At 72.3% G+C, this 25,732-nt stretch carries 19 protein-coding genes and 1 tRNA gene; 6 read left to right on the forward strand and 14 right to left on the reverse strand.

Features of this window, described 5'->3' with window-relative positions; genetic code table 11:
* Window positions 1-63 precede the first annotated feature (63 nt).
* The gene (locus ACFYV1_RS21170) at window positions 64-1,944 is read right to left on the reverse strand and encodes a GTPase (RefSeq protein WP_389397059.1); all 1,881 of its coding nucleotides are present in this window, start codon (window positions 1,942-1,944) and stop codon (window positions 64-66) included.
* 6 nt (window positions 1,945-1,950) lie between these two features.
* A complete protein-coding gene (locus ACFYV1_RS21175) occupies window positions 1,951-3,561 on the reverse strand; it encodes a dynamin family protein (protein ID WP_389397295.1) in 1,611 nt (536 codons plus the stop codon).
* 315 nt (window positions 3,562-3,876) lie between these two features.
* On the opposite strand from ACFYV1_RS21175, the gene ACFYV1_RS21180 reads away from it, so the two are divergent.
* Window positions 3,877-3,949: transfer RNA gene (locus tag ACFYV1_RS21180), tRNA-Arg, on the forward strand.
* Window positions 3,950-4,170: 221 nt separating this feature from the next.
* Here ACFYV1_RS21180 and ACFYV1_RS21185 read toward each other — a convergent pair.
* Window positions 4,171-4,785 (reverse strand): flavoprotein, encoded by a 615-nt coding sequence (locus ACFYV1_RS21185; RefSeq protein WP_389397060.1) that lies wholly within the window; start codon window positions 4,783-4,785, stop codon window positions 4,171-4,173.
* Between the two features lie 83 nt (window positions 4,786-4,868).
* Between ACFYV1_RS21185 and ACFYV1_RS21190 the strand changes: the two genes are divergently transcribed.
* The 3 genes from ACFYV1_RS21190 (at window position 4,869) to ACFYV1_RS21200 (ending at window position 8,754) form a co-directional block, all read left to right on the forward strand.
* Window positions 4,869-5,312, forward strand: coding sequence for a cytidine deaminase (locus ACFYV1_RS21190; protein ID WP_389397061.1), 444 nt, complete (start codon window positions 4,869-4,871; stop codon window positions 5,310-5,312).
* Window positions 5,313-5,472: 160 nt separating this feature from the next.
* Window positions 5,473-7,398 carry a DEDDh family exonuclease gene (locus tag ACFYV1_RS21195; RefSeq protein WP_389397062.1) on the forward strand — a complete coding sequence of 642 codons (1,926 nt, stop codon included), beginning with the start codon at window positions 5,473-5,475 and terminating at the stop codon, window positions 7,396-7,398.
* A gap of 693 nt (window positions 7,399-8,091) precedes the next feature.
* A complete protein-coding gene (locus ACFYV1_RS21200; protein WP_389397063.1) occupies window positions 8,092-8,754 on the forward strand; it encodes a DUF4142 domain-containing protein in 663 nt (220 codons plus the stop codon).
* A 194-nt stretch (window positions 8,755-8,948) separates the two neighbouring features.
* Here ACFYV1_RS21200 and ACFYV1_RS21205 read toward each other — a convergent pair whose 3' ends face one another.
* Window positions 8,949-9,449: a MarR family winged helix-turn-helix transcriptional regulator gene (locus tag ACFYV1_RS21205; RefSeq protein ID WP_389397296.1), complete on the reverse strand. Its 501-nt coding sequence runs from the start codon at window positions 9,447-9,449 to the stop codon at window positions 8,949-8,951.
* A gap of 97 nt (window positions 9,450-9,546) precedes the next feature.
* Complete coding sequence (locus tag ACFYV1_RS21210; RefSeq protein WP_389397297.1) at window positions 9,547-10,551, reverse strand: PP2C family protein-serine/threonine phosphatase; 1,005 nt, start codon at window positions 10,549-10,551, stop codon at window positions 9,547-9,549.
* Between the two features lie 341 nt (window positions 10,552-10,892).
* Between ACFYV1_RS21210 and ACFYV1_RS21215 the strand changes: the two genes are divergently transcribed.
* The gene (locus ACFYV1_RS21215) at window positions 10,893-11,393 is read left to right on the forward strand and encodes a nitroreductase family deazaflavin-dependent oxidoreductase (RefSeq protein WP_389397064.1); all 501 of its coding nucleotides are present in this window, start codon (window positions 10,893-10,895) and stop codon (window positions 11,391-11,393) included.
* 216 nt (window positions 11,394-11,609) lie between these two features.
* Here the strand turns inward: ACFYV1_RS21215 and ACFYV1_RS21220 are convergent, their stop codons facing one another.
* The 4 genes from ACFYV1_RS21220 to ACFYV1_RS21235 form a co-directional block, all read right to left on the reverse strand.
* Window positions 11,610-12,080: a DUF1772 domain-containing protein gene (locus tag ACFYV1_RS21220; RefSeq protein WP_389397065.1), complete on the reverse strand. Its 471-nt coding sequence runs from the start codon at window positions 12,078-12,080 to the stop codon at window positions 11,610-11,612.
* Window positions 12,081-12,220: 140 nt separating this feature from the next.
* Window positions 12,221-13,801 (reverse strand): von Willebrand factor type A domain-containing protein, encoded by a 1,581-nt coding sequence (locus tag ACFYV1_RS21225; protein WP_389397066.1) that lies wholly within the window; start codon window positions 13,799-13,801, stop codon window positions 12,221-12,223.
* A 211-nt stretch (window positions 13,802-14,012) separates the two neighbouring features.
* Window positions 14,013-14,900, reverse strand: a complete 888-nt coding sequence (locus ACFYV1_RS21230) for an ABC transporter permease (RefSeq protein WP_389397067.1) — start codon at window positions 14,898-14,900, stop codon at window positions 14,013-14,015.
* Complete coding sequence (locus tag ACFYV1_RS21235; RefSeq protein ID WP_389397068.1) at window positions 14,897-17,863, reverse strand: alpha/beta fold hydrolase; 2,967 nt, start codon at window positions 17,861-17,863, stop codon at window positions 14,897-14,899. Before ACFYV1_RS21235 ends, ACFYV1_RS21230 begins: the two co-directional genes overlap by 4 nt.
* Window positions 17,864-18,215: 352 nt before the next feature.
* Between ACFYV1_RS21235 and ACFYV1_RS21240 the strand changes: the two genes are divergently transcribed.
* The gene (locus ACFYV1_RS21240) at window positions 18,216-19,406 is read left to right on the forward strand and encodes a S8 family peptidase (protein WP_389397069.1); all 1,191 of its coding nucleotides are present in this window, start codon (window positions 18,216-18,218) and stop codon (window positions 19,404-19,406) included.
* Window positions 19,407-19,509: 103 nt separating this feature from the next.
* Here the strand turns inward: ACFYV1_RS21240 and mmsA are convergent, their stop codons facing one another.
* The 5 genes from mmsA to iolC are packed head-to-tail and all read right to left on the reverse strand — an operon-like array spanning window position 19,510 to window position 25,664.
* Complete coding sequence (mmsA, locus tag ACFYV1_RS21245; RefSeq protein ID WP_389397070.1) at window positions 19,510-21,012, reverse strand: CoA-acylating methylmalonate-semialdehyde dehydrogenase; 1,503 nt, start codon at window positions 21,010-21,012, stop codon at window positions 19,510-19,512.
* 13 nt (window positions 21,013-21,025) lie between these two features.
* Complete coding sequence (iolD, locus tag ACFYV1_RS21250) at window positions 21,026-22,894, reverse strand: 3D-(3,5/4)-trihydroxycyclohexane-1,2-dione acylhydrolase (decyclizing) (RefSeq protein ID WP_389397071.1); 1,869 nt, start codon at window positions 22,892-22,894, stop codon at window positions 21,026-21,028.
* Window positions 22,891-23,715, reverse strand: coding sequence for a 5-deoxy-glucuronate isomerase (iolB, locus tag ACFYV1_RS21255; RefSeq protein ID WP_389397298.1), 825 nt, complete (start codon window positions 23,713-23,715; stop codon window positions 22,891-22,893). The genes iolD and iolB overlap by 4 nt, the downstream gene beginning before the upstream one ends.
* A gap of 15 nt (window positions 23,716-23,730) precedes the next feature.
* A complete protein-coding gene (locus ACFYV1_RS21260) occupies window positions 23,731-24,621 on the reverse strand; it encodes a deoxyribose-phosphate aldolase (RefSeq protein WP_389397072.1) in 891 nt (296 codons plus the stop codon).
* On the reverse strand, window positions 24,618-25,664 hold the full coding sequence (iolC, locus tag ACFYV1_RS21265) for a 5-dehydro-2-deoxygluconokinase (RefSeq protein ID WP_389397073.1): 1,047 nt from the start codon (window positions 25,662-25,664) through the stop codon (window positions 24,618-24,620). Before iolC ends, ACFYV1_RS21260 begins: the two co-directional genes overlap by 4 nt.
* Window positions 25,665-25,732 lie beyond the last annotated feature (68 nt).

A 25,732-nucleotide genomic window follows, 5' to 3' on the forward strand; every position in this document is an offset into this window, starting at 1 on the left:
CTGGACCGGACGGGAGGATCCCGCCGACACCTGTGGAAGAACCCACCGTTGTGGACAATTCCGTCACCCGATCCGGGAAGGCTCCCGCCCCGGCGCACTGCCGGAACCGGTCCGCGCGACAGTCCCGGAACCGGTCCGCGCGACAGCGCCGGCCCCGGATTCCGTCTGCGCCACCCCGGAAACCGTCGCGTACTGCTCCCGCACCTCCCGGTACCGCATGAGTTCCGCCGCGATCGGGTCGAGCACGTTCGCGCGCCCGCACCCGGCCGCGGCCTCGTGCAGCCGGCGCCGCGCGTCCTGCCCGTACCGCCGGGCGGGTCCCTTCGTCGCGGCCGCGCACGCCCACTCCACCAGCGGCCCGCCCACGATTCCGGCGAGCATGACCAGCGCCGGAGGAACCAGGCCGGGCTCCAGTACGCCGACGATCTGCCCCACCAGCCACAGCCCGCCGAAGATCTGCAGCAGAGTCATCGACGCCTGCGCCAGCACCGCCGCCGGCCACCACGCGGGCCGCAGAGGCCGTCCCTTCGTCTCGGCCGTCTCCCGCGCGGCCAACTCGTCCAACGCCTTCGGAAGCCCCTCCGCCCCGCGCGCCGCCGCCTCCCGCACCGCCTGCGCCCACGGCGCGGGCAGTCCGTGCGCGGCCTCCTCCGCGACCGTCCGCACGGCCTGCTCGACCCTCTGACGCGCCGTCGCCTCCTCCTCCACGGGCACCGCCGGTTCGACCGACGCCGCCCCGGGCACCCGCTTGCGCTCGTACCACCGCCACAGCCTCAACCACGGCGTACCGCACGCCCGGCCCGCGTTCCTGCGCCACTCCCGCTCCGCCGCCTCGCCCGCCGCCGTCGCTCCGATCGCGTCCGCCAGCCGGGCGGAGAAGTCCTCACGGGCACGCTCGTCGAGACCGGTCCTGCCGTCGGCGACGTACACGGGCCGCAGCTTCGCCGCCGCGGCGTCGACGTCGGCGGACAGCCTGCGCGCCGACGCGCTGCGCTCCTGCACGAAAGCGCCGACCATTTCGCGCAGTTCGCCGACACCCTCCCCGGTGAGCGCCGACAGCGCGAGGACCGTGGCCCCCGGTTCGCCGTGCTCCCCCAGCGCCATGCCGTCCTCGTCGAGGAGCCGCCGCAGATCGTCCAGGACCTGGTCGGCGGCCTCACCGGGCAGCCTGTCGATCTGGTTGAGAACGACGAAGGTGATCTCCGCGTGCCCGGCCAGCGGCCGCAGATAGCGCTCGTGCAGCGCCGCGTCGGCGTACTTCTCCGGGTCCACGACCCAGATCACCGCGTCGACCAGGGCCAGCACCCGGTCGACCTGCTCCCGGTGCCGCACGACGGCGGAGTCGTGGTCCGGCAGGTCCACCAGTACGAGGCCGTGCAGCAGTTCGTCGCCGTCACCACCCGCGAGGGGCTTGCGCCGCAGCCGTCCCGGGATCGCGAGCCGGTCGAGCAGCCCCGCCGACCCCTCCGACCAGGTGCAGGCGATCGGTGCGGACGTGGTGGGCCTGCGCAGCCCGGTCTCCGCGATGCGCACTCCGGCGAGGGCGTTGAACAGTGTCGACTTGCCGCTGCCCGTCGCCCCCGCGATGGCCACCACGGTGTGGCGGGACGACAACCGCTGGCGCGCGGCCGCCTCGTCGAGCACGCGGCCCGCCTCCGCGAGGGTCTTTCCGTCCAGCCGGGTCTGGGACAGGCCGAGCAGCTCGCGGAGGGCGTTGAGCCGGTCCCGCAGCGCACCGCCGTACATCCCGCCGATGGGCAGATGGTCCTCGCCGACGAGAAGGCTGCCGTCGAGGCCCATGTCCGGCCCGGCGCCGCCGTCCGGCCTGCCCGCGCCGTTCTCCCCCTCGGGGTCGTCCGGCCGCTGACCGGCCGACCGGCGGGCGATCAGACCGTCGTCCCAGCGGTCACCGGTCTCGTTCTCGTCGTCGGTGATGGCGGTCACCCGCGGTCACCTCTCCTTCTGCAGTAGGGACAGCGCGGCAATCAGCTCGGCCTGCGGTTCCGGGCTCACCTCGAGCTTGTCGAGAGGCGCGAGGCGCCGTTCCCGCTCGCCGTTCAGTACGTCGTCGATGTACGTCGTCGCCAGCTCACCGCCCTTGTCGCGCAGCCGCAGCGCGCCCTGCGCGCCGATCCGCTCGGCGAGCCGCTCACCCGCGGCACGCGCCCGCCGTCCGCCCAGGAGGGAGGCCGCCAGCAGCGCCGCCACCGTCTCGGCGTCGGGCGCGGCGTTGCGCTCCATCCCGCGCACCTCCTCCTCCGCGAGCTCCTCGAGGACCCGCCGCCAGCGCCGTACGGCCATACCGATCCGCTCCCCCACCTCCAGGTCACGCCCGCGGGTCGGCGTGACGGCGGCGGCAGCGGGCTCGCGCCGCCAGGCGTTCTCCACGCGCTCGTCGGCGGCCGCGACGGCGCACTGAAGGAGCGCGGACAGGCCGGCGACCAGGGAGTCCAGCAGCTCGGCGGCCGAGCTGTCGCGCGGATAGCCGCGCCAGCGGGTGCGCGCGTCCCCGGTCAGCACGGCACCTGCCCGCAGCTGACCGCGTACCCGTGCGCGTTCCGTCTCGTACGCCTCCTCGACCGCACCGGTCAGCCGTACGGCCGCCGCGTACTGGGCCGCGACCGCGGCGGCGAGCTCCGGCATCCGCGCGTTGAGCGAATCGATCACACCACCAGCCGTACGGCCCATGGCCTGCTGGCGCGCCGCCGGGTCCTGCGCCCGGTGGGCGAGCCAGGCGAACAGTCCCGCGACGGCCGTGTTGGGCAGCAGTCCGTGCGCGCCCCCGGCCGATTCCGGCAGCTCCGGGATCGTGAACCGGGGGACCTCCCCGAGACCCGCCTTCGTCAGCAGCGCGGCGTACTGCCTCGAGACCTCCTCGACCACCTGGTGCGGCACCCGGTCGAGCACGGTGACCAGCGAGGCGTTGTACTCCTTCGCCGTGCGCAGCAGGTGCCACGGCACGGCGTCGGCGTACCGCGAGGCCGTCGTCACCATCACCCACACGTCGGCGGCGCAGAGCAACTCTCCCGCCAGCAACCGGTTCTCGACGACCAGCGAGTCGATGTCGGGCGCGTCCAGCAGGGCGAGCCCGCGCGGCAGTGAGGACGCGGTCTCGATCCGCAGCGCCTTCTCCTCGACCGGGGCGGCGCCCGCCCTGTGCGGCAGCGGGTCGTCCTCCACCTCGTCCTGCGGCGGCAGCCAGACTCTGGTGAGTTGCGGCAGCACCCGCATCCCGGCGAACCAGTGGTGGTCGTCGGGGTGACACACCAGCACCGGCGTACGGGTGGTGGGCCGGAGCACCCCCGCCTCGCTGACCCGCCGCCCCACAAGGGAGTTGACGAGCGTGGACTTCCCGGCGCCGGTGGAACCGCCGATGACGGCGAGCAGGGGAGCGTCGGGTTCTCTGAGACGGGGAACCAGGTAGTCGTCGAGCTGGGCGAGCAGCTCGGCCCGCGTCTGGCGCGCTCGTGGCGCACCCGCGAGGGGAAGCGGTAGACGCACGGCGGCGACACGGTCGCGCAGGGCGGAAAGTGCGTCGATCAGCTGAGGCCGTGCATCCAGAGTCACCACAAGCGAAGAATGCCCAATTTTGGCGGCTTTTTGAAGCGTATGACGATCTCTGCGCGCCGATCCGGCAGACGGGACACTTGGGACGAGTGGGACGCAGGCATAACGAGTGCACAACACCCGCCGCGTGAGACGTCAAAAGCGATGCACGAATCGCACCTGCCTGCGATTATCGGTTCGCTTCACCGAACCTCCACATCGTGCCACGCAGGTGAAGCAACCGGGCCAAGGCGATCGGAGCCCTATCCTTGTGCCCGGCAAGGTCACGGACCACCCGATTGGGGCTCCAGGCCACCGAGGCCACCACCGGCCCCCGTAGCTCAGTGGATAGAGCAGGCGCCTTCTAAGCGCTTGGCCGCAGGTTCGAGTCCTGCCGGGGGCGCTCACCGCAGCGCACCATCGAGAGGCCCTCCGACCAGGAGGGCCTTTTCAGTGGTCAGCGGCACCCTAGCGGGCGGGGCGTAGCGGACGCGTAAGCGCCGAACCGGTCTCGGGCGGTCCCGAGAACAGGGCGGGCGCGGTGCGGTCGTCACTGGATCCCTTCGGATGGGCCCGTCGAGTCCGCGGGGGTCCGGCTCGGCGCGCGGCCGGAGGCCGGAGGCGTCAGAGTCCGAGCCGCCTCGCCGAAGCCAGCAGGTCCAGGGCCTCTTCCCAGCGGAAGCCTTCCGTGCCGCCGCCCTCCTCGGGCCGGTACGAGCCGACCAGGACGCCCATCTCCCGCAGCCGGTCCAGGCTCCGCGCATAGGCGGGGTGGGCGGCCTGGGCCGCGTTCAGGTACGGCAGGACCGCGGTCGGGATCCCGGACCCGTACGCCTCGCACAGGATGCCGAGTGCGAGCGTGTCGGAGATACCGGCGGCCCACTTGTTGATCGTGTTGAAGGTGGCCGGCGCGACCGCGATGGCGTCGGCCGGGGGCAGCGGTCGCGGGTCGCCCGGTGCGCGCCAGGCGGAGCGGATCGGGTAGCCGGTCTGCGCCTCGATCGCCGCGGGGTCGATGAAGCGGAGCCCCTGCGGCGTGGCGATGACGCCCACGTCCCAACGCCGCGCCTGGGCAGCGGTGATCAGCTTGCCGACGTCCCCGGCCGATCCGGACGCGCAGACGACGACGTAGAGGAACGGCCTTCTCGACGGGTCGGTCCCCTTGCTCCGGCCGGCGGCCTGTTCGGCGTTCCGGTCGGCGCTCCGGTCGGCGCTCTGGTCGGCGCTCTGGTCGGGCACGCGAGTACTCCTCGTTCGGCGGCCGGCAAAGGTGGCGTGCCCGGGAAGCGTACGACTCCGACCGCCGTGCCAGACTCCCGCACATGAAACTCGATCAGGAACTCGTGGACGCGGCCATGGAACTCATGCACCGGCGCTGGCCGGCCGCCGAACCCGGCGGGGCGGCTGCCGTGCGCCTCGCGGACGGCGGGATCCTGACCAGCGTCGGTCTGGACAACATGCACGGGTCGGTCGCCCTCTGCCAGGAGACCGGGGCCTTCATCCAGGCCTACACGCAGGACCGCGCGGTGACCGCCTCCGTCTGCGTCTGCCGGGACCTCGACCACGGCAGGGTTCTGATCCTTCCCCCCTGCGGCATCTGCCAGGAACGGCTGGCGCTCTGGGGTCCCTCCGTCGAGGTCGCCGTACCGCGGGAGGACGATCCGACCCGCTGGGAGTCCCGCACACTCGCGGAGGTCAACCCGTATTACTGGGGGCGCCAGTTCGCCGACGGGCAGTGGCCTTCGCACGCGCAGCACTCCGAGTGACCGGCTCGCACGGCCCGGCTCTCCTCGGTGCCGCCCGGCTGATCGGACAGGGGCGCGCGGGGGACGGAGATTTCCCGTCGGAGCATCCACGCGCCCCGCATAACGGGAGAAATCCACATCCGGGTTGAAGAATATGTGAAGACTGAATCATCCTTCCGCCATGACTCTCGCCGCCGCGGACCTCGACGTGTCCAACTTGCCCGATTACGCCCATGACTGGGCCCTTGTCGACGTGGAGACCTCCGGACTCGTCGCGCGACGGGACCGGGTGCTGTCCGTCGCCGTGGTGACCGTCGGGCCGGACGGGGAGCGGACCGGGGAGTTCTCCACCCTGCTCAACCCCGGCTGTGACCCCGGGCCGGTGCATGTGCACGGGCTGACGGCAGAGCGGCTGCACGGGGCGCCGGCGTTCGAGGACGTCGCGGAGCGGATCTCGGGCATGCTCGAGGGCCGGGTACTGGTCGCGCACAACGCGCAGTTCGACTACGACTTCCTCGCCCACGAGTTCGCCCGCGCCCGTACGTGGCTGCCGGTGTCCAGGCGGCTGTGCACCCTGGCGCTGAACCGGCGGGTGGACCCGCCGACCGACGACCTCCGGCTCGGCACGCTGGCCGCGCACTACGGGGTGCCGCAACTGCGGGCGCACGACGCACTCGACGACACGCGTGTGCTGGCCGGTGTGCTGCGCGCCTCCCTCCGGGAAGCGGCGAGGCTGGACCTGCCGCTGCCTCTGGTGTCCTGCCCGCCCAGGCAGAACTCCCAGTTCACGCCGAGCCCGCCCAAGACGCCGTGCGCCTACCGCAATCCGGGGCGGATGACGGCGGGCGGACCTCTCGTCCAGGGCATGAAAGTCGCGCTGACGGGCGAGACCGCCACGGCCCGGGCTGAGCTGGTGGCCAGGGCCGTGGCGGCCGGGCTCAACGTGATGGGCTCCGTCAGCCGGCACACCAGTGTCCTGGTCACGAACGACGTGTCCTCCGGCTCGGCGAAGGCGCGGCGGGCCGTCGCCGAGGGCGTGCCCGTCGTCGACGAGCAGGCGTTCCTCGGGCTGCTGGGGGACGTACGGCCGGGCGAGGCGCACGACGTGCCGCCGCCCGTGATCGTCCCGGCGGCCGCGACCGGTCCGGCTCCGGTGGCCGAGGTCACCGTCCCCGCCGCACGAGAGCCCGAGGACGACCGGCCCTCCCCCACCGCCGCGCCGCCCACGGCCGACACACCCATGGCCGGCACGCCCACGGCCGGCACGCCCGTGGGCGCCGCGCCCGTGGCCGCCGCCAAGGCGGGCGCCGCCAAGCCGCTGCGCGGGCGGCGGGTGCTGGTGCTGGGCGGATCGCATCCCGACGCGGCGTCCGCACGCGGCCGCGTCGTCGAACTCGGCGGCGCCGCGGCGATCAACCTGTCCGCGGGCGTCACCGACGTGGTCCTGCTGGCCGGCGGGGACACCGACCGCCGTATGCGCCGGATCTCGACGCTCCGGATCCCGACGTACGACGACGGATGGCTGGACGCGCCCACCATCGCCACCGTGCCCGACTGGAGCGAGCGGCGGCAGGGCCCGCAGGTGCTGCCGCGGGGCGGTGTCGTGGACCTTCCGGGCCGGCCGGCCGGATCCCTGTGGAGCGTCAGCGCGGGCTGGGCCCAGCAGACGACCTGCGAGATCGACCTGGTCGCGTTCGTCGTCGACGAGGACGACCAGGTCTCCTGCGACGAGGACTTCGTGTTCTACGGTGCGCCGGAAAGCCCGGACGGGACCGTACGGCTGCTGACCGACGGTCCGACCGAGCAGACGATCACCGCCGACCTCGCCGCGCTGCCGCCGGCGGTCCGCCGGGTCGTGATCGCGGCCGCGATCGACGGCACGCCGACGTTCGGCGACGTGGGCGCGATCCAGGTCACCACCGGCCCCGGCGGCAGCGCCGCTCCGCTCGCCCAGGCGGCCCTCGACGCCGCCACGACGGAACGCACGATGCTCGTCGCGGAGCTCTACCGCCGCGGCCCGCTGTGGCGCTTCCGCGCCGTCGGCCAGGGTTACGACCACGGGCTTGCGGCGCTCGCCCGCGGCTACGGGGTCGATGTGGCGGACTGACCGGTTCCGACGGCTGCCCGCCGCCCGCAGGCCGGCCCCCGGCCCCTGTTCCGAGGCCGTCGCCAGGCGGGCCGCGAGGCGGGGCCTGAGCGAACGGCCCCAGGCGCCTCCCTGTGCGGGTCCGGCGTCCGGCCCGAGGCCGTCTCCCGGGGGGTTCCCTGGGCGAACCCTGACGCACCTCCCTGCGCCGTCCCGGGCGGCGGGACGGGTCCCGGCCCTCGGTCCCGCGTCCGTTCCCGAGGCTGCGCCGACCTCCGCCCCAGGCCGGCCCCGGGCCCCCTCCCGAACCCGCCCTTGGCCTGCGTCCACAAGCAGGACCCAAGGCGGACCTTGGCGCACCCCTCCGGGCCGTCCCGGGGCGGCAGGACGAGCCCGGTTCCGGCCCCGGTCCCGGTCCCGGTTCCGGCCCCGGGGTGGTCTCCACGGGGTGGTTTCCCCCGGGCCCGCCTCGGAGTTGCCCCATGGGGCCGCCTCGGAGCCGTTCCCGCGATGCCGACCTCCGGGCCGGTCCCGCTCCGCTTCCGCTCGTACGGCGCGTGTTGAACATCCCGGCTCTCGCGCCCGTACTCACCCCTGCGTGCCGTGCCAGCCGCCACAGCAGCTCCCAGAGCGCCGTTCAGCAACCCTTTCCCAATGCCGAGCCGGGAGGCATCAGTGCATTCCAACCGACGCGCAGCGCGCTCCGGAATATCGATGAAGGTCGTCGCAGTCGTCACCGCCGCCATAGCCGCGGTCGCTCTTGTCGTCGTCTCGCTGCAGACCGGCAGTGGAGAGGCCACCGCGGGCACCACCGCCGCGGGTGGGACCGCTCCGCACGGTGCCGGGCATGCGGGTGCCGGGTTCTCCGGGGCGACGGCCGCGGAAGCCGCGGGGCCGCAGCGGGTGACCGAGGTCGACAGGACGTTTCTCGTGAAGGTGCGGCAGGCGGGGCTCTGGGAGATCCCCGCCGGGCGACTGGCCCAGACCCATGCCTCCAGTGAGGCGGTGAAGCGGGCCGGGCTGCATCTCCTCGACGGCCACAGCAAGCTGGACCAACTCGTGCGCGAGGACGCCAAGATCCTGGGTGTGGAGCTCCCCAACGAGGCCACCGAGGAGCAGCAGGGCTTCGTGGAGCAGTTGGAGAACGCCCAGGGCGCGGAGTTCGACCGGCTCTTCGCGAATCTGCTGCGCTCGTCGCACGGCAAGATCTTCGCCACGATCGCGGAGGTCAGGGGTGCTACGCAGAACGATCTGATCCGCCGTCACGCCCGCCAGGCGAACCAGACGGTGCTGGACCACCTGGAGGTCCTCGAGGACACCGGTCTGGTCGACGCCGCGACATTCGCGGAGGTCGAGGCGGCGGTGGCGCCCAAGTAGGGATCCCTCGCCGGAGCCGGCGGACCCCGCCGTCGAAAGGGCGGTCAAATCCCTTGCACTGTGCAATGCTTCTCGCGGTGGAGGACCCGGCGCCCGCCGGCCTCTGCCCGGGAGCGGCACTGGCACGGTGACACAGCTCGACCACCGCACGCCGGCGAAGCCGACCGGGTCCTCCCCGCCCAGCCCGAACGGTGTCAGCGAGCCGGCCGCGGGCCCATGTCCGACCAGCCGAGCGGGTACAGCTCGCCGTCCTCGTCGGGGACCGACGGCTCACCGCCGGCCTCCGTGAAGGCGGCGAGCGCGCCGATGAGCGCCGCCCGCTGCGCCGGGTCGAGCCGTTCGACGATGGCCGCGACCTCCTTGCGCCGCTGTGCGGTGACGTCCTCGACGATGCGGCGGCCGTCCGCCGTCAGCCTCAGCACCGTCTCGCGCCGGTTGTCCGGGTTGACCTGCCGGTCGGCCAGGCCCGCCGCGATCAGGCGGTCCATCATGCGCATGGCGGTCGACGGGTTCACACCGAGCCGGTCGGCGAGTACGACGAGCTTCGCCGGGCCTTCCTGCAACAGCACGACCAGCAGCCGGAACTGGGGCAGCGTCACCCTGTCCTCCACAGCGGCGAGCGAGCGCGCCGAGAGGGCGACGAGCAGTCGGGACGCGGTCAGCACCGCACGGGTCACGGCGTCGACATCGTCCATCCCCCGCGAGGAGTACGAGGCGTGCGCTGGTTCGGTCATTTCTTCTTTGTACCGTGCGCGCCCCTCTGGCCGCCTCCCGCCCCGTGCGCCGCGGCCCTCACGCACGGCGGTACCGGATCAGCAGCATCGCGGCGTCGTCGTGCGGCGAGGCCTGCGCGTACTCCTCCAGGTCCGTGCGCAGGGCGCCGAGCGCGGCCTCCGGGTCGTCCGTCTTGAGCAGGTGACCGCGGTCGCCGAGCGGATAGAACCGTCCGGCGTGGTCACGGGTCTCCGTGACCCCGTCCGTGTAGAGGAACATCTGGTCACCCGGTGCGAAGTCCGCCGTGAACGGCTCCGGGGCCGTCGTGCCGTGGATGCCGAGTCCGAGCGGCAGGGCACGCCGGGGCGGCTCGGCGAAGGAGACGGAGCCGTCCGAGCGCACCAGCATCGGTGCGGGGTGTCCGTAGTTGAGGAGGGTCGCGCCCTTGCCCGGCTCCAGTTCGGCGAGCACGGCGGTCACGAACTTCTCACCGCCCAGCAGCTCCCGTTCGAGAGCTCTCTCCAGTCTTTCGCCGACGCCCGCGAGCTCGTCCTCCTCGTGCGCGGCCTCGCGGAAGGCTCCGAGGACGACGGCCGCCGTCTCGACCGCCTCGAGCCCCTTGCCCTGGACGTCGCCGACGATGACCCGCACGCCGCCGGGTGAGCTGACCACCTCGTAGAGGTCGCCGCCGATCCGGGCTTCCGCGACCGCCGACGTGTACGAGACCGCCACCCGCAGATGGCCCGCCGTGCGCGGCACGGGCCTCAGCAGCACGCGCTGCGCGACCTCCGCGATGGAGCGCACGCTGGCGAGTTCCGCCTCCCGCCGCTGCCGCATCACGGCCGCAGCGATGCCCGCGCCGGTCACGCCGGTGACGGAGGCCATGGCGGAGTACCAGCGGCGTTCACCGAGAACGCCGTCGTAGATGCCGAGGCCGAGGCAGAACCCCAGCGAGAGGACGCCGATCATCGCTGTACGCCGCCACCCGCCGACCAGTCCGGCGAAGGCGGGTCCGAGGGAGACGAGTGCGAGGAATCCCACACTCGATCCGGCTGTCACATCGACCAGGGCGACTATGCCCATCACCACGAAGGGGAGGGCGGAGAGCAGCCTGAAGCGCGACGGAATCTCCTCGGCCAAGTCGCACTCCAGAGGTCGGTCAGGGATGGCAGGGGTTGCCTCCGCCGGCCGCACGGCCGCACGGTCGCGCGGCGGCCGTCGGGCGGAGGCAGGGAGGCAGGGAGGCAGTGGCTCCGCCACCCCCGTCGACCTCGCCACCACTTTTAGACTATGCAAAGGTTGCACAGTCGAATCGTCCCGATCAGACCCTGTTACCGAATCGAGGCCGCTCTCAGAGAACTCTCAGATCCGCCGGACCGGGTCGAAGGCCCGCACCCTCGCCAACGCTCACGAAAGGCAGGTTCGTGACTGCTCCGCACACCCCACCACAGCGCCCGCCACTCCCCGCAGGCTGGAAGCGCTTCGTGGCCAGGCTGCCCGTCCACCTGTACCGGATCGGCCTCGGGCCCCTGTTCGGCCGGCGTCTGCTGCTGCTGATCCACACCGGTCGCTCGTCCGGGCTGACCCGCAAGACCGTCATCGAGGTCGTGGAGCACGACCGGGTGGGCGGGTCGTGGACGGTGGCATCGGGATTCGGTCCCCAGGCGCAGTGGTACCGCAACCTCCTCCACACGCCGCAGGCCACGATCCAGGTCGGCCGCCACTACTACCCGGTGACGGCGCAGCGGGTCACCCCGGAGGAGGGCGGCCGTCTCATGGCCCGTTACGCACCCCGCCACCCCTTCGCGGCGCGTCAGCTCTGCCGGTTCATGGGCTACGACGTCGACGGCAGCGAGGCGGCCTATCGGCGGGTGGGCGAGTCGGTCCCGTTCCTGCGGCTGGACGCGGCGCCGGGCAGCTTCTGACGGTGCGCCGTGGCGGGGGCACGGAAGCAGGTCGGCGTGCGGACCGTGAGGACGTGCACTGCTTCCGGGCTTCCGGGGCGTGAGCCGCCCATGTGTCCTGCTTCCGGGGCGTGAGCCGCCCGCGTGCCCTGCTTCCGGCGTGAGCCGCCCATGCGACCTTCCAGGCGTGAGCCGCCCAGTCCTGCTTCCGGGCGTGAGCCGCCCCGCCGCGACGCCTCAGGGCGTCGCGGCGCAGACAAGGAGGACGAAGGCGGCGAGGGCGAAGAGGGTGCGGACGGCGTGGAAGGCGTTCCACTTGGACTCGAACGCGGCCCTCGCCTCCCGCGCCGGAGTCCGGCCGGAGCTCTCGGACGCGGCGAGGGCGTTGTTCAGCGGCACGTTGCCGGCGCTGGTGATGAGATGTCCGACGATCGCGCAGACCAACGCGGCGATGACCAGCCACCGGTCGGTCTCGGTCCGGCCGTCGACCGGGACGAAGAGTGCCGCGACCGGAAAGCCGACGCTGCCGAGGAAGGCCAGCATGAAGGTGCCACGCGGCACCCTCTCGTTGATGCGGGCCATGGCGGGCACGAACTGGTCGTCGGTCAGGCGCGCGAGCGCGGGCATGATGCCCGTCTGGAAGATCACGAAGAAGCCCGCGTACAGACCTGTGGACACGACGGCGAGGGCGAGCAGAAGGGTGGCCATGCCGTTCATGATGTCGTGAAGCGACGGGTGGCGCGCCGTGTTTTCGGACGGCGCGGGGTGGTTCGAGGCCGGTTTCCCACCGCCGTCGAACCACCCGCGAACGTCCTTCGACTCACACTCGAGCGGGCCTCGGCCCGGGCTCAGTCCCTGGCCCTCCGGTTGGCCTGCGCGATCGCGTCGGCCAGGTCCTCGACGGCCTTGTCCTCCGTCGCCCCGGCCAGCCTTCGTGCCCGGTCCTCCAGTACCCCGAGGCCCGGCGCGCCCGGCAGCGCGCCGCCGCGCAGCGACTCGGCGAAGTACGCGGCCACCGCAGTGATCTGGAGCCGCTCGGACGAGGCGTCCCAGAGCGTTCCGTCGATCGCGTCGGTCTCCACGGAGCCGCTCTCCTCGTGGGGGGCGCGGGTCTTGGGGTCGAGCCAGCGTACGGTCGCGGTCGCGACATGGCCGCTCGCGCCGTCCTTGAGGCGTACGGCGTAGAGGGCCGTGACGGTGTGGCCGGGGCCCACCTCGCCACCGTCCACCCGGTCGTCACGGAAGTCCTCGTCCGCGACCTCGCGGTTCTCGTAGCCGATGAGCCGGAACTGCTTGACATTCCGCGGGTCGAACGCGACCTGCGCCTTGGCGTCCCGCGCCCGCAGTTCGACGTGGCGGGGCAGCTGGTCGACGAAGACCTTGCGTGCCTCCTCGTCGGTGGAGACGTAGGTGGTGTGGCCGTCGCCCTTGTCCGCGAGGCGTTCCATCAGGTCGTCCCCGTAGTCGCTGCCGACTCCGACGCCGAACAGGGTGATGCCGTGGTCTCGCCGGGCGCCGTCGATCCGCTCGAGGATCGCCTCCGCCTGTGTCTCACCAGTGTTGGCGAGGGCGTCGGACAGCAGAACCACACGGTTGGTGGCGCCCTTCCTGTGCCCCTCGACGGCCTCGTCGTAGCCGGTCGTGACGCCCGCCTCCACATTGGTGGAGTCGGTGGGTTCCAGCTCGTCGACGACGGAGTGGACTCGGTCGCGGTTGCCGGCGAGACGGGTCATGGGCAGCCGGGTCTCCGCCTCGCCGCTGAAGACCACGACTGCGATCGAGTCGTCGTCGCGCAACTGGTCGGTGAGCGTGCCGAGCGACCTCTTGACGAGGTCGAGCCGCCCGGTCTCGGCCATCGAGCCGGAGATGTCGATCACGAACGTCAGCGCGGCGGGCGGCCGGTCGCCGTTCTCCGCGGGACGGGTGGAGAGCCCGACGCGGACCAGTGACCAGTTGTCGCCCTCGTATCCCGAGGTGTCGCCGCCCGAGGACTTGATCTCGCCGTCACCACCGCCGGCACCACCGCCGTCCGGCCGCGCTCCGTCGACGGTCACGGAGAAGCCGTCGCCCTTGGGGCGCGGGTAGTCCTGGCGGAAGCTGTTGATGAACTCCTCCGGCCGGACCTGCCCCCGCGAGGGCGTCCCCCCTTCCTTGAGAACGCGGCGTGCGTAGTCGTAGGAGGCCGTGTCCACGTCGAGAGCGAAGGTGGAGAGGTAGTCGGCCGGCGGGGCGAAGTCCCGCTGCTCCTCCGCCGTGCCGTCCGGCGCGCGGGTCGCCGGGCCGCCGTCGGGCGCGACGGGCGCGGGAGCGCGGTCGGGCGGCGGCCTGTGTCCTTCGGAGCTGTCGGTCGTCATGTTGTCCGAGCCCGAGCAGCCCGCCGTCAGCAGCACACCGCCGGCCAGAAGGGCCGCGGCGAACCCCCTGCCCATCCTTGTGACCGGTCCTGTACGAATCCTCATCCGGACTCCCCCTCGTATCGTCGGCACTTGTGAATGTGACGTCCGAGGCGGCCGGTTGGACCGGTCGTGGGCGTTGCGGAAGGGTCTCGATGCGGCAACAGCACTGCTACTGGGTCCGCTGCCGCCCACTGTGGCCGCTGTGCCCGCTGTGCCCGCTGTGCCCGCTGTGCCCAGAAACGACCTACGACACGATGTCCTTGCGGGAGAAGTTCCGGAACGCGAGCGCGAACAGGACCAGTGCGTAAGTGACGGAGACCGACGCCCCCTTGAGCATCCCGCTCCACTCGAGCTGGGGCTGCAGCGCGTCGATCCAGGCGAACTGCCAGTGCGCGGGGAGGATTTCGCGCCAGGCACCCAGCGCCGTGACGGCATCGAGCACATTGCCGATGATGGTGAGCCCCACGGCGCCGCCGACAGCGCCCAGCGGGGCGTCGGTCTTGGTCGACAGCCAGAACGCCAGGCCCGCGGTGACCAGTTGAGAGACGAACACGAACGCCACGACGAGCCCGATCCGGCCCAGCGTCTCGCCGGCCGCCAGTGATCCGCCGGTGGGAAGCTCGAGCGGCCCCCAGCCGTACGCGATGGTCCCCGAGACCAGCCCGACCAGTGGCAGCAGCAGCATCGCCGCCGCGCTGAAACCGAGCGCCACGGCCAGTTTCGACCACAGCAGCCGGGTGCGCGGCACCGGGGCGGCCAGCAGATAGCGCAGGGAGGACCAGTTGGCCTCCGAGGCCACCGTGTCGCCGTGGAACAGCGCCACGGGCACCACCAGCAGAAAGCCGGCGGACACGAACAGGCAGGTCGCCGCGAAGTTCGCGCCGGACGCGGTGGCGGTGTCCATCAGGGTGATCCGGCCGCCCTCCCGGCCGCCCGGGGTGCCGCCGATCGCGAAGGCGACGATCAGGATCAGCGGCAGCGCACCCAGCACACCGGCCATCACCAGCGTCCGGCGGCGCTTCAGCTGCCGCACCGCCTCCACCCGCAGCGGCAGGGTGTGCCGGGCGCGGTAGCCGGGGGCGGACTCGACGAGCACGGCACTCGACGTACCGGTCTCCACGGGCACGCTCATGCGGAACCTCCGATCAGGGTGAGGAACGCGTCCTCCAGGCGGCGGTGCGGGCCGACGCCCGTCAGCGGCACGTCCAGGCGCACCAGTTCGGTGATCATCGCGGTGGTGGTCACTCCGTCGAGGCGTACGAGCAGTCCGTCGTCCGTGCGCACCGCCGAACCGATCCCCGGCAGCGCCGCGATCTTCTCGACGAGCGGTTCCGGCACCTCGCCGTCGGTGGTGACGAGCACCGTGTCGCTCCCGCCGGTGATCTCGGCGACCGGTCCGGCCTGGACGAGCCGGCCGCGGTCCATGACCACCAGATGGGTGCAGGACTGCTCGACCTCAGAGAGGAGGTGGCTGGAGACGATGACGGTCCGGCCGTCCGCGGCGTAACGGATCATCACGTCGCGCATCTCACGGATCTGCGGCGGGTCGAGACCGTTGGTCGGCTCGTCGAGGATCAGCAGGTCCGGCATGCCGAGCATTGCCTGGGCGATGGCGAGCCGCTGCCGCATCCCCTGGGAGTACGTGCGCACCGCGCGTGCCAGCGCGTCACCGAGGCCGGCGATCTCCAGGGCCTCCTCGATGTGCGCGTCGGCGGCGGGACGGCCGGTGGCCCGCCAGTACAGCTCCAGGTTGTCGCGCCCCGACAGGTGCGGGAGGAAACCCGCGCCCTCGACGAACGCACCGACCCTGGACAGCACGGGCGCGCCGGGCCTGATCGCGTGGCCGAAGACCCGGATCTCGCCCTCGTCGGGCCGGATGAGGCCCATCAGCATGCGCAGCGTCGTCGTCTTGCCCGCGCCGTTGGGACCGAGGAGACCGAGCACCTGGCCCTTCTCGACACGGAAGGACAGGTCCCGTACGGCGTACCTGTCGGCCGACTTCGCGTACCGCTTGGTCAGGGCGGTGATCTCGAGCGGCACGTCGGCGCGCTCCGGGTCGGGGGCCGGTGCGACGGTGCGGCGGCGGGCGGTGAACAGCAGCGCCCCCGCCACGACGACACCGGATGCGGGCAGACCCCACACCCACCAGGGCATGCCGGCGGCCTGGGTCCGGACAGCGGGGGCGGTGGGCACGGAGAGCTGCCCGGCGAGGGAGACGGTGTAGGTGGTGGGCGCGGCCGGGGAGGCGTAGCCGAGGTCGGTCGCCGACAGCACGAGACGCAGCCGGTGCCCGGCGTCGAACTCGTGATCCACGGCGGGCAGGGTCAGCGCGATCTCCTTGCCGGCCTTCGCGTCCTCGACCCGCACCGGGGCGACGAGCTGCGAGGGCAGCACCTGTTGCCGGCCGTCCGGTCCGACGTCGTAGATCTTGCCGAACAGGACCGCGTCACCGGAGGCCGCGGCCACCTTCACCCTGACGGTGGGCGAGCCGGTGACGCGGACGGAGGAGCCGAGCGGCTCCGACACGAAGCTCGCGAACTGGCCGGGGAAGTCGAGGGACAGGCCGACGCCGAGGGAGGACAGCGTGCCCGCGCCGCCGCTGAGCCCCGGCACGGCCGAGATGGCCGGCGGGGTGCCGCCCGCCGGGTTGGAGAAGCGCTGCTCGCGGCCGGCGAGCGTGAACTGCCGGGCGCCGTCGGTGAGACCGGGGTAGACCGGGCCGGTCGCACCGCGCAGCAGTGCCTGGCCGTCGGTGGAGTCGACGCCGCCGGTGCGGCTCACGCGGAACGCGGGGCCGGTGTCCACGCCCTCGTCCTGCTTCAGATACCGGTCGAACCAGTCGCCGATACGGGCCTCGACACGGTCGGTCTCCCGGTCACCGCCGTCGTGGCCTCCGGCGATCCAGTCGACCGCGACCGGCGCGCCGTTGGCACTGATCGCCTTCGCCATGGCGTCGGCGTGCGAGAGGGGAAAGAGCGAGTCGGACTGGCCCTGCACGATGAGGGCGGGCGTCCTGATGCGGTCGCCGACCGCGGAGGGGCTGCGGCTCTCCAGCAGTTCGAGCGCCTCGGCGTCCGGCTCCCCCGCGACCGCGACGCGTTCGTACATGGCGCACAGCACGGGCTGGAAACGGCCGCACCCCGCCGGGTTGGCGGGCGTGGGCGCGGCGGTGCGGCCGGAGGCCGCGGCGACGCGCGTGCCTGCATCGGCGGGGGGCGCGTCAGTGGCGGCCGCGGCGCCGGTCCGAGCGCCGGGAGCGGCCGCGTCGGACGCCGCACGGCCGGCGACGGAGGTGACGGAAGCGGACTTGGCGCCGCTTGTGTCCGCTGCCGCGGCGGCTCCGGTGTCGCTGTCACTGTCACTGTCGGGAGCCTGCCCGGCGGCCGGACGGTCCTGACCGGCCGGCGCCTCGCCCGCGGGCGGGTCGGCGGGGGTGTCCGGGTCGGCGGGGGTCTCGCCCCCGGGCGCCGTGCCCAACGACGCGGCGGAGCCGGTCGAGAAGAAGATCCCGGCCCAGAGCTTCTTGAAGACTCCCTGGGGGAACAGCGCGTCGGCGAAGTTCCAGTAGGTGATCTGCGGTGCGATCGCGTCGACCCGCTGGTCGTACGCCGCGCCCAGCAGGGAGACCGCGCCGCCGTACGAGGAGCCGCTCATGCCGACCCGCGGATCGCCGTCGGCGTCCAACCGCACCTCCGGCCGCGTCGACAGCCAGTCGATCAGCCGGGAGACGTCCTCGACCTCGTGCTCGGGGTCGTTGAGCCCGATCTGTCCGGTGGACCGGCCGAAGCCGCGGGCCGACCAGGTCAGCACGGCGTAGCCGTCACGGGCCAGCTTCTCGGCCTGTGCGCGGACGTCGTCCTTGCTGCCGCCGAAGCCGTGCCCGAGGAGGACGGCGGGCCGCCGGCCTTCGCCGCCGCCGGTGAAATACGAGGTGTCGATCTTCGCCCCGGGCATCTCGTGCACCCGGTCCTCGCGGTGCACGGCGGGCGCGGCGTCGTCGGCGACGGCGGTCCACGTACCGGCGCCGGCGAGGACGGCGAAGGCGGCGACGCCCGCGAGCCATCGGCCCCGCGGCCGGGGAAGTCGGATCTGCATGGTTGAAACCCTAAGCGCACGGCGGCCGGCCGGCGGCTGCCGCCAGGTGGAACCGCCGCGCCTCCTCGAGTAGTACGCGGCACGGTCCTCGTACACCGCACGCGGTACATGCCCACTTCGCGGCCGTCGTCACGACGGCACGCCGGCACCGGACATTTGAGACCCGTGCAGGGCGCACACAAGATCCACACCTGCTGATTCCGCCTCAGCGGGTGCATATTTCCGGCCAGTTACCGATCAGTCGCACTCTTGTGACGCAGGTCACATCGCGAGACCCTGGCTCTCACAACCGCACGTCCTGGCACCATGCACGACCGTACTTGCCCGTAACAACCGGTCAACGAAAGGTCAGGTGCACGAGATGAGAGCCACTGCCCGTCGCGCCGGGGCGCTGATAGCAGCAGCCGCCGCCGCGACCGGTCTCCAGTTCGCCGTCTCCCCCACCGCGCACAGCGCGATCATCGGCGATCTTCGTCTCGCTCCCACTGCAACTGCCATCTCCGACAGCTGGATCGTCGTCCTCAAGGACGGCAGTACCCGTGCCGCCGATCTCGGCGTCACACCGAAGCACACCTACAGCAACGTCCTCTCGGGCTTCTCCGCCGCGATGCCGGCCTCCAAGGCCAAGGCGCTCGCGGCCGACCCACGGGTCGCGTACGTCGAGCAGAACTCAACTGTCCGGCTGAACGACACCCAGTCGAACGCCACCTGGGGCATCGACCGCGTCGACCAGCGCGATCTGCCGCTGTCGAAGACGTACACCTACGACACGTCGGCGTCGAACGTGAACGCCTACATCATCGACACCGGGATCCGCACCTCGCACAGCGAGTTCGGCGGGCGTGCCAGCGTCGGCACGGACACGGTGGGCGGCGGCCAGAACGGCCAGGACTGCCAGGGCCACGGCACGCACGTCGCCGGCACCGTCGGCGGCAAGACCTACGGGGTGGCCAAGAGCGTCAACCTCATCGCCGTTCGCGTCCTCGACTGCGACGGCTCGGGAACGACCGCCGGCGTGATCGCGGGCGTCGACTGGGTCACCGCCCACGCGCAGAAGCCTGCCGTGGCCAACATGAGCCTCGGCGGCAGCGCGAGCGCCTCGCTGGACGACGCCGTGAAAAGGTCGATCGCCTCAGGCGTCAGCTACTCCCTCGCGGCGGGCAACGGCCTCCCGATCCTGGGCATCCCCGCCAACGCGTGCAACTACTCGCCCGCCCGCGTCCCCGAAGCCATCACGGTCGGTGCGACGGACTCCGCGGACCGGCGCGCGTCGTTCTCCAACTACGGAACGTGCCTCGACCTGTTCGCGCCTGGCGTGGACATCACCTCGGCCTGGAAGGACAACGACACCGCCACCAGCACGATCTCGGGTACGTCGATGGCGGCCCCGCACACCGCGGGCGTGGCCGCGCTCTACCTCGCGTCGAACCCCACGGCCACCCCGGCGCAGGTGCGGGACGCCCTGGTGAACAACGCGACCCCGGGCAAGGTCCAGAATCCGATGACCGGTTCGCCGAACAAGCTGCTGCACTCGCTGTTCTGAGCCGCTGACCCACTGGGCCGGCTGACCCACCGAGTCACCGAGTCACCGAGTCACCGAGCGCGAAGCGGTGCGCGGCCGGCAGGCCGCGCACCGCTTCGCGTCATCAGTGGTTGCGGGGGAATCCCAGGTCGACACCGGCGGGGGCGTCCGCCGGGTCGGGCCAGCGGGTGGTGACGACCTTGCCGCGGGTGTAGAAGTGCACGCCGTCGTTGCCGTAGATGTGGTGGTCGCCGAAGAGCGAGTCCTTCCAGCCGCCGAAGGAGTGGTAGCCCACCGGCACCGGGATCGGCACGTTCACACCGACCATGCCGGCCTCGATCTCCAACTGGAAGCGGCGCGCCGCGCCGCCGTCGCGGGTGAAGATCGCGGTGCCGTTGCCGAACGGGGAGGCGTTGATCAGCGCCACGCCGTCGTCGTACGTCTCCGCGCGCAGGACACACAGCACCGGGCCGAAGATCTCGTCGCGGTACGCGTCGGAGTCGGTGGAGACCTTGTCCAGGAGGGAGAGGCCGATCCAGTGGCCGTCCTCGTAACCGTCGACCGTGTACCCGGTGCCGTCGAGGACGACGTCCGCGCCCTGGGCGGCCGCGCCCTCGACGTACGAAGCGACCTTGTCCCGGTGGGCGGCGGTGATCAGCGGACCCATCTCGGACGTCGGGTCGGTGCCCGGACCGATCTTGATCTTCTCCGCGCGCTCACGGATCTTCTCGACCAGTTCGTCGGCCACGGCACCGACCGCGACGACCGCGGAGATCGCCATGCAGCGCTCACCCGCCGAGCCGTACGCCGCCGAGACGGCCGCGTCGGCCGCCGCGTCGAGGTCGGCGTCCGGCAGGACCAGCATGTGGTTCTTCGCTCCGCCCAGTGCCTGGACGCGCTTGCCGTTGGCCGAGGCGGTGGTGTGGATGTACCGGGCGATGGGAGTGGAGCCGACGAACGAGACCGCCGCGACGTCCGGGTGCGAGAGCAGTGCGTCGACGGCCACCTTGTCGCCGTGGACGACGTTGAGCACGCCTTCGGGCAGCCCGGCCTCGTGAGCGAGCTCGGCCAGGAGGTTCGCCGCGGACGGGTCCTTCTCGCTCGGCTTGAGGACGAAGGTGTTGCCGCAGGCGATGGCCAGCGGGAACATCCACATCGGCACCATGGCGGGGAAGTTGAACGGCGTGATGCCGGCGACGACACCCAGCGGCTGACGGATCGAGGACACGTCGACCCGGTTCGAGACCTGGGTGGACAGCTCGCCCTTGAGCTGGGTGGTGATCCCGCAGGCGAGCTCGACGATCTCGAGGCCGCGCGCGACCTCACCGAGCGCGTCCGAGTGGACCTTGCCGTGCTCGGCGGTGATCAGGGCGGCGATGTCGTCCCGGCGGGCGTCCAGCAGTGCCCGGTAGCGGAACAGGACCGCGGTGCGCTGGGCCAGCGACGAGGTGCCCCAGGTCGCGTACGCCTCGCGTGCCGCGGCGACCGCCGCGCCGACCTCGTCGGCCGAGGCCAGGGCGACTCGGGTGGTGACGGCTCCCGTCGCCGGGTCCGTGACCGGGCCCCAGTTGCCCGACGCACCCTCGACGGTCTTGCCACCGATCCAGTGGTTGACGGTCTTCGTCATGACGAAACGCTCCTTAGAGATGGCGGCGTCGGGCTCCGGCCTGCCGGTCGTACTCCTCGCGGGCCTTGACCGCCGACGGGCGGGTCGCGGTCTCGGCCACTGGAACATCCCACCACGCCTGTGCTCCGGGCGGGCCCGACACAGTGTCTGCCGTTTCGGTCTCGACGTAGACACATGTGGGCACGTCCGCGGCACGGGCCTCGGCCAGCGCTTCACGCAGGTCACGGATGCTTCGGGCGCGGATCACCCGCATTCCCAGGGACTGGGCGTTGGCCGCGAGGTCGACGGGAAGCGGAGTGCCGGTGAAGGTGCTGTCGGCGGCCCGGTGACGGTAGGCGGTGCCGAAGCGCTCGGAGCCCACCGACTCGGACAGGCCGCCGATGGACGCGTACCCGTGGTTCTGAAGGATCACCATCCTGACCGGCAGGCCCTCCTGCACGGCGGTGACGATCTCGGTGGGGTTCATCAGATACGTGCCGTCCCCGACGAGCGCCCACACGGGGCGGCCGGGGGCGGCCATCGAGACGCCGATCGCGGCCGGGATCTCGTAGCCCATGCAGGAGTAGCCGTACTCGACGTGGTACTGGTCCGCGGACCGGGTGCGCCACAGCTTGTGCAGGTCTCCGGGGAGGGAGCCGGCGGCGTTGATCAGGATGTCGTCCGCCGTCACAAGGGAGTCGAGGGCTCCGAGGACCTGCGACTGGGTGGGCGGCAGGCCGGGGTCGGGGGCGGCGAAGGCCGCGGTCACCCGCTCCTCCCACGCCGTTTTGGCGCTCCCGTAATCCTCCTCGTAGTGCGCGTCGACCCGATGGCCCTCGACGGCGGCGGTGAGTTCCCGGAGCGCGGCGCGGGCGTCGGCGACCAGCGAGAGGCCGGACATCTTGTGGGCGTCGAAGGCGGTGACGTTGATGTTGACGAAGCGCACCTGTCCGGCCCGGAAGAGGGTCGAAGAGGCGGTGGTGAAGTCGGACCAGCGGGTCCCGACACCGATCACCAGGTCCGCGTCGCGGGCCAGTTCGTCCGCCGTGGCGGTGCCGGTGTGGCCGATGCCGCCGACGTCGCAGGGGTGGTCGAACGGCAGTGATCCCTTGCCGGCCTGGGTGGAGGCGACCGGGACGCCGGTCGCGTCGGCGAAGGCCCGCAGAGCGTCCTCCGCCTCGGAGTGGTGGACGCCGCCGCCTGCCACGAGCAGCGGGCGGCGGGCCGCGCGCAGCGCCGCCGCGGCCTGCGTCGCCGCCTCCGTGTCGGGGCGCGTCCGGGGAACCCGCCAGGTCCGCTCGGCGAAGAACTCCTCCGGCCAGTCGTACGCCTCCGCCTGCACGTCCTGCGGCAGCGCCAGCGTTACAGCGCCGGTCTGAGCCGGGTCGGTCAGGACCCGCATGGCACGGAGGGCGGCCGGGATCAGCGCCTCCGGGCGGGTGATCCGGTCGAAGTGGCGGGAGACGGGGCGCAGGCAGTCGTTCACCGAGACGTCGCCGGCGTACGGCACTTCGAGCTGCTGGAGGACGGGGTCGGCGGGGCGGGTGGCGAACGTGTCGCCGGGGAGCAGCAGGACGGGAAGGTGGTTGATCGTGGCGAGGGCGGCGCCGGTGACGAGGTTGGTGGCGCCGGGGCCGATGGAGGTGGTGACGGCGTGGGCGGCCAGCCGCCGGGACTGGCGGGCGTAGCCGACCGCGGCATGCACCATCGCCTGTTCGTTGCGGCCCTGGACGAACGGCATGTCCTGCGCGGACTCGAGGAGCGCCTGGCCGATGCCGGCCACGTTTCCGTGGCCGAAGATGCCCCAGGTAGTGGGGATCAGCCGCTGCCGCCGACCGTCCCGTTCGCTGTACTGGCGGGACAGGAAACGCACCAGCGCCTGGGCCGTGGTCAACCGTGTCACCGGTAGCCCTCCGTGTGGTCGGGGTGGAAGCGGATCAGCCACTCGCGCTCGGCGCCGGGCCCCGCCATCACATTGAGGTAGTACATGGTGTGGCCCGGTTCGGCGATGGACGGGCCGTGCCAGCCGTCCGGCACGAGGACGGCGTCGCCGGTGCGGACCTCGGCGAGCAGGTCGCAGCCGCCCGGGCGGGACGGGGAGACGCGCTGGTAGCCGAGGCCTCCGCCGTCGATCTCGTAGTAGTAGATCTCCTCGAGTTCGCTCTCCTCGCCGGGGCGGTGCTCGTCGTGCTTGTGCGGCGGGTAGGAGGACCAGTTGCCGCCGGGGGTGAGCACCTCGACGGCGATCAGGCGGTCGCAGTCGAAAGCGCCCGCGGCGGCGAAGTTGTGGACCTCCCGGGCCTGGCTGCCGCTGCCGCGGGCTTCGACGGGTACCTCCGGCGCGGGGCCGTAGCGAGCGGGGAGCCTGCGCTCGCACCTCGCTCCTGCCAGGGCGAAGCGGCCTCCCGCACCGGAGGCGATCTGGGCATGGGCGTCACGCGGCACATAGGCGAAGTCGCTGACCTCGCCGAACACGCTCTGCCGCCCCTGCAGTTCGAAGGTCTCGCCTTGCGTGTGCACGGTGCAACCGCCGGCGAGCGGCAGCACGATCCACTCGCTGTCGCCGGCGGCGAGCAGGTGCACACCGCCCGGTTCCAGTTCGAGCACACGCAGGGCGGAGTAGTCCCAGCCGGCCTGCTCCGGTCCGACGGCCAGGGCGTACGGCGCGTTCGCGGCGCTGCCCGCCGGGACGTGAAGGCCGTACGACGTGCTGTTGTCGTCCATGTCCATGCCTTGTCCCTACCCCTGGAGCAGTCCGACGGCCGTGTCCACCGCGCCCGAGACGTCGCCGTCGACCGGATAGAGCAGCGAGCGCCCCACCACGAGTCCCCGGACCGTCGGCAGCCGCAGCGCGCCGCGCCACTTCTCGTACGTGACGTCCTGGTCGTGCCCTGTGTCGCCGCCGAGCAGCACCGCGGGCAGCGTGGAGGTCTCCATCACCGTCCGCATGTCGTCGGGGTTGTCGGTGACGGGCACCTTCAGCCAGCTGTACGCGGACGTACCGGCCAGTCCGGAGGCTATGGCGATGGCCCGGGTGACGGCCTCGGCCCCGAGATCGTTGCGGAGCCGGCCGTCGGTCCGGTGACAGATGAACGGCTCTATGAAGACGGGGAGCTGACGCTCCGCCATCTCGTCGACGGCACGGGCCGCGGCGTCCAGGGTGTCGAGGGAGGCGGCGTCGTCGTAGTCGATCCTCAGGAGCAGCTTGCCGGCGTCGAAACCGAGCCGCTCCAGGTCGCGTGCGCGGTGGCCGGTGAAGCGGTCGTCGAGCTCGAAGGAGGCGCCCGCGAGCCCTCCGCGGTTCATCGAACCCATGACGACCTTGCCGTCGAGGGCGCCGAGAAGCAGGAGGTCGTCGAGGATGTCGGCGGTGGCCAGAACCCCGTCGACGCCGGGCCGGGAGAGCGCGAGGCAGAGCCGCTCCAGCAGGTCGAGGCGGTTGGCCATGGCGAGGCGGCGGTCCCCGACGGCGAAGGCGCCGCGGGCGGGGTGGTCGGCAGCGATGATCATCAGACGCCCGCTGTCGCCGACGAGGCGTGGGCGTCGCCGCCGGCGCACGGCCGCCTCGGCGACCGCTTCGGGGTGGTGGGTCCGGATCCCGACGAGCTCGGTGATGTCGACTCTGCTCACGACCGCTCCCCGCGGGCCTCGCCGGAGGCCGGCTCCGGCGCCGGCGCACTGGGGTCGGACGTACTCGGGTCCTGCGTACTCGGGTCCGGCGGGGGCGGGCCGCCCGCGAGGACGGTCTCCACCTCCCGTGCGTAGGGCATCGCGGTCGAGCACGCGAGCCGCGACGCCACGATCGCCCCCGCGGCGTTCGCGTAACGCATCGTCTGCTCCAACTCCTTTCCGGCGAGCAGGCCGTGACACAGCGCCCCACCGAACGCGTCACCGGCTCCGAGTCCGTTGACGACATCGACAGGAACCGGCGGCACCTCGGCCAGGGTGCCGTCGCGGTGCAGGGCGAGCACGCCCTTGGGGCCCTGCTTGACGACCGCCAGCTCGACCCCGGCCGCGAGCAGGGCCCGGGCGGCCGCGTGCGGCTCCCGCTCGCCGGTGGCGACCTCGCACTCCTCCAGGTTGCCCACAGCGACGGTGGCATGGGTCAGGGCCTGCGCGTAGTACGGCCGCGCCGATCGCGGGTCCGACCAGAACATCGGCCGCCAGTCGAGGTCGAACACGGTGACACCGGATCTGGCACGGTTCGCCAGCGCCGCCAGCGTCGCCGAGCGGCTCGGCTCGGCGCACAGACCGGTACCGGTCACCCAGAAGACCCGTGCGTCGCGGATCTGCGGCAGGTCCAACTCGCTTTCCCGGATCTCGAGATCGGGCGCCTTCGGCCGGCGGTAGAAGTACAGGGGGAAGTGGTCCGGCGGGAAGATCTCGCAGAAGGTGACCGGTGTCGGATACTCGTCCACCGGTGTGACCCAGCGGTCGTCGACGCCGAACCCGGCCAGCGCCTGGTGCAGATACTCCCCGAACGCGTCGCGCCCCGTCCGGGTGATCACCGCGGTCCGCCTGCCGAGCCTGGCGGCGGCGACGGCGACGTTCGTCGCCGAACCGCCGAGAAACTTCCCGAACGTGTCGACCTGTGCCAACGGGACCCCGGCACGCAGCGGATAGAGGTCGACCCCGATCCGGCCCATCGTGATCACGTCATACGGCTGAGGCATGCGCGTCCCTTCGGTTCGACCCGCCGGTGCCGGCTGACACCAGGTCTAGCCCTCCCCGGCGAACCCTG

Source organism: Streptomyces sp. NPDC003023, from assembly GCF_042888225.1.
In the GTDB taxonomy this organism is placed as follows: Bacteria; Actinomycetota; Actinomycetes; order Streptomycetales; family Streptomycetaceae; genus Streptomyces.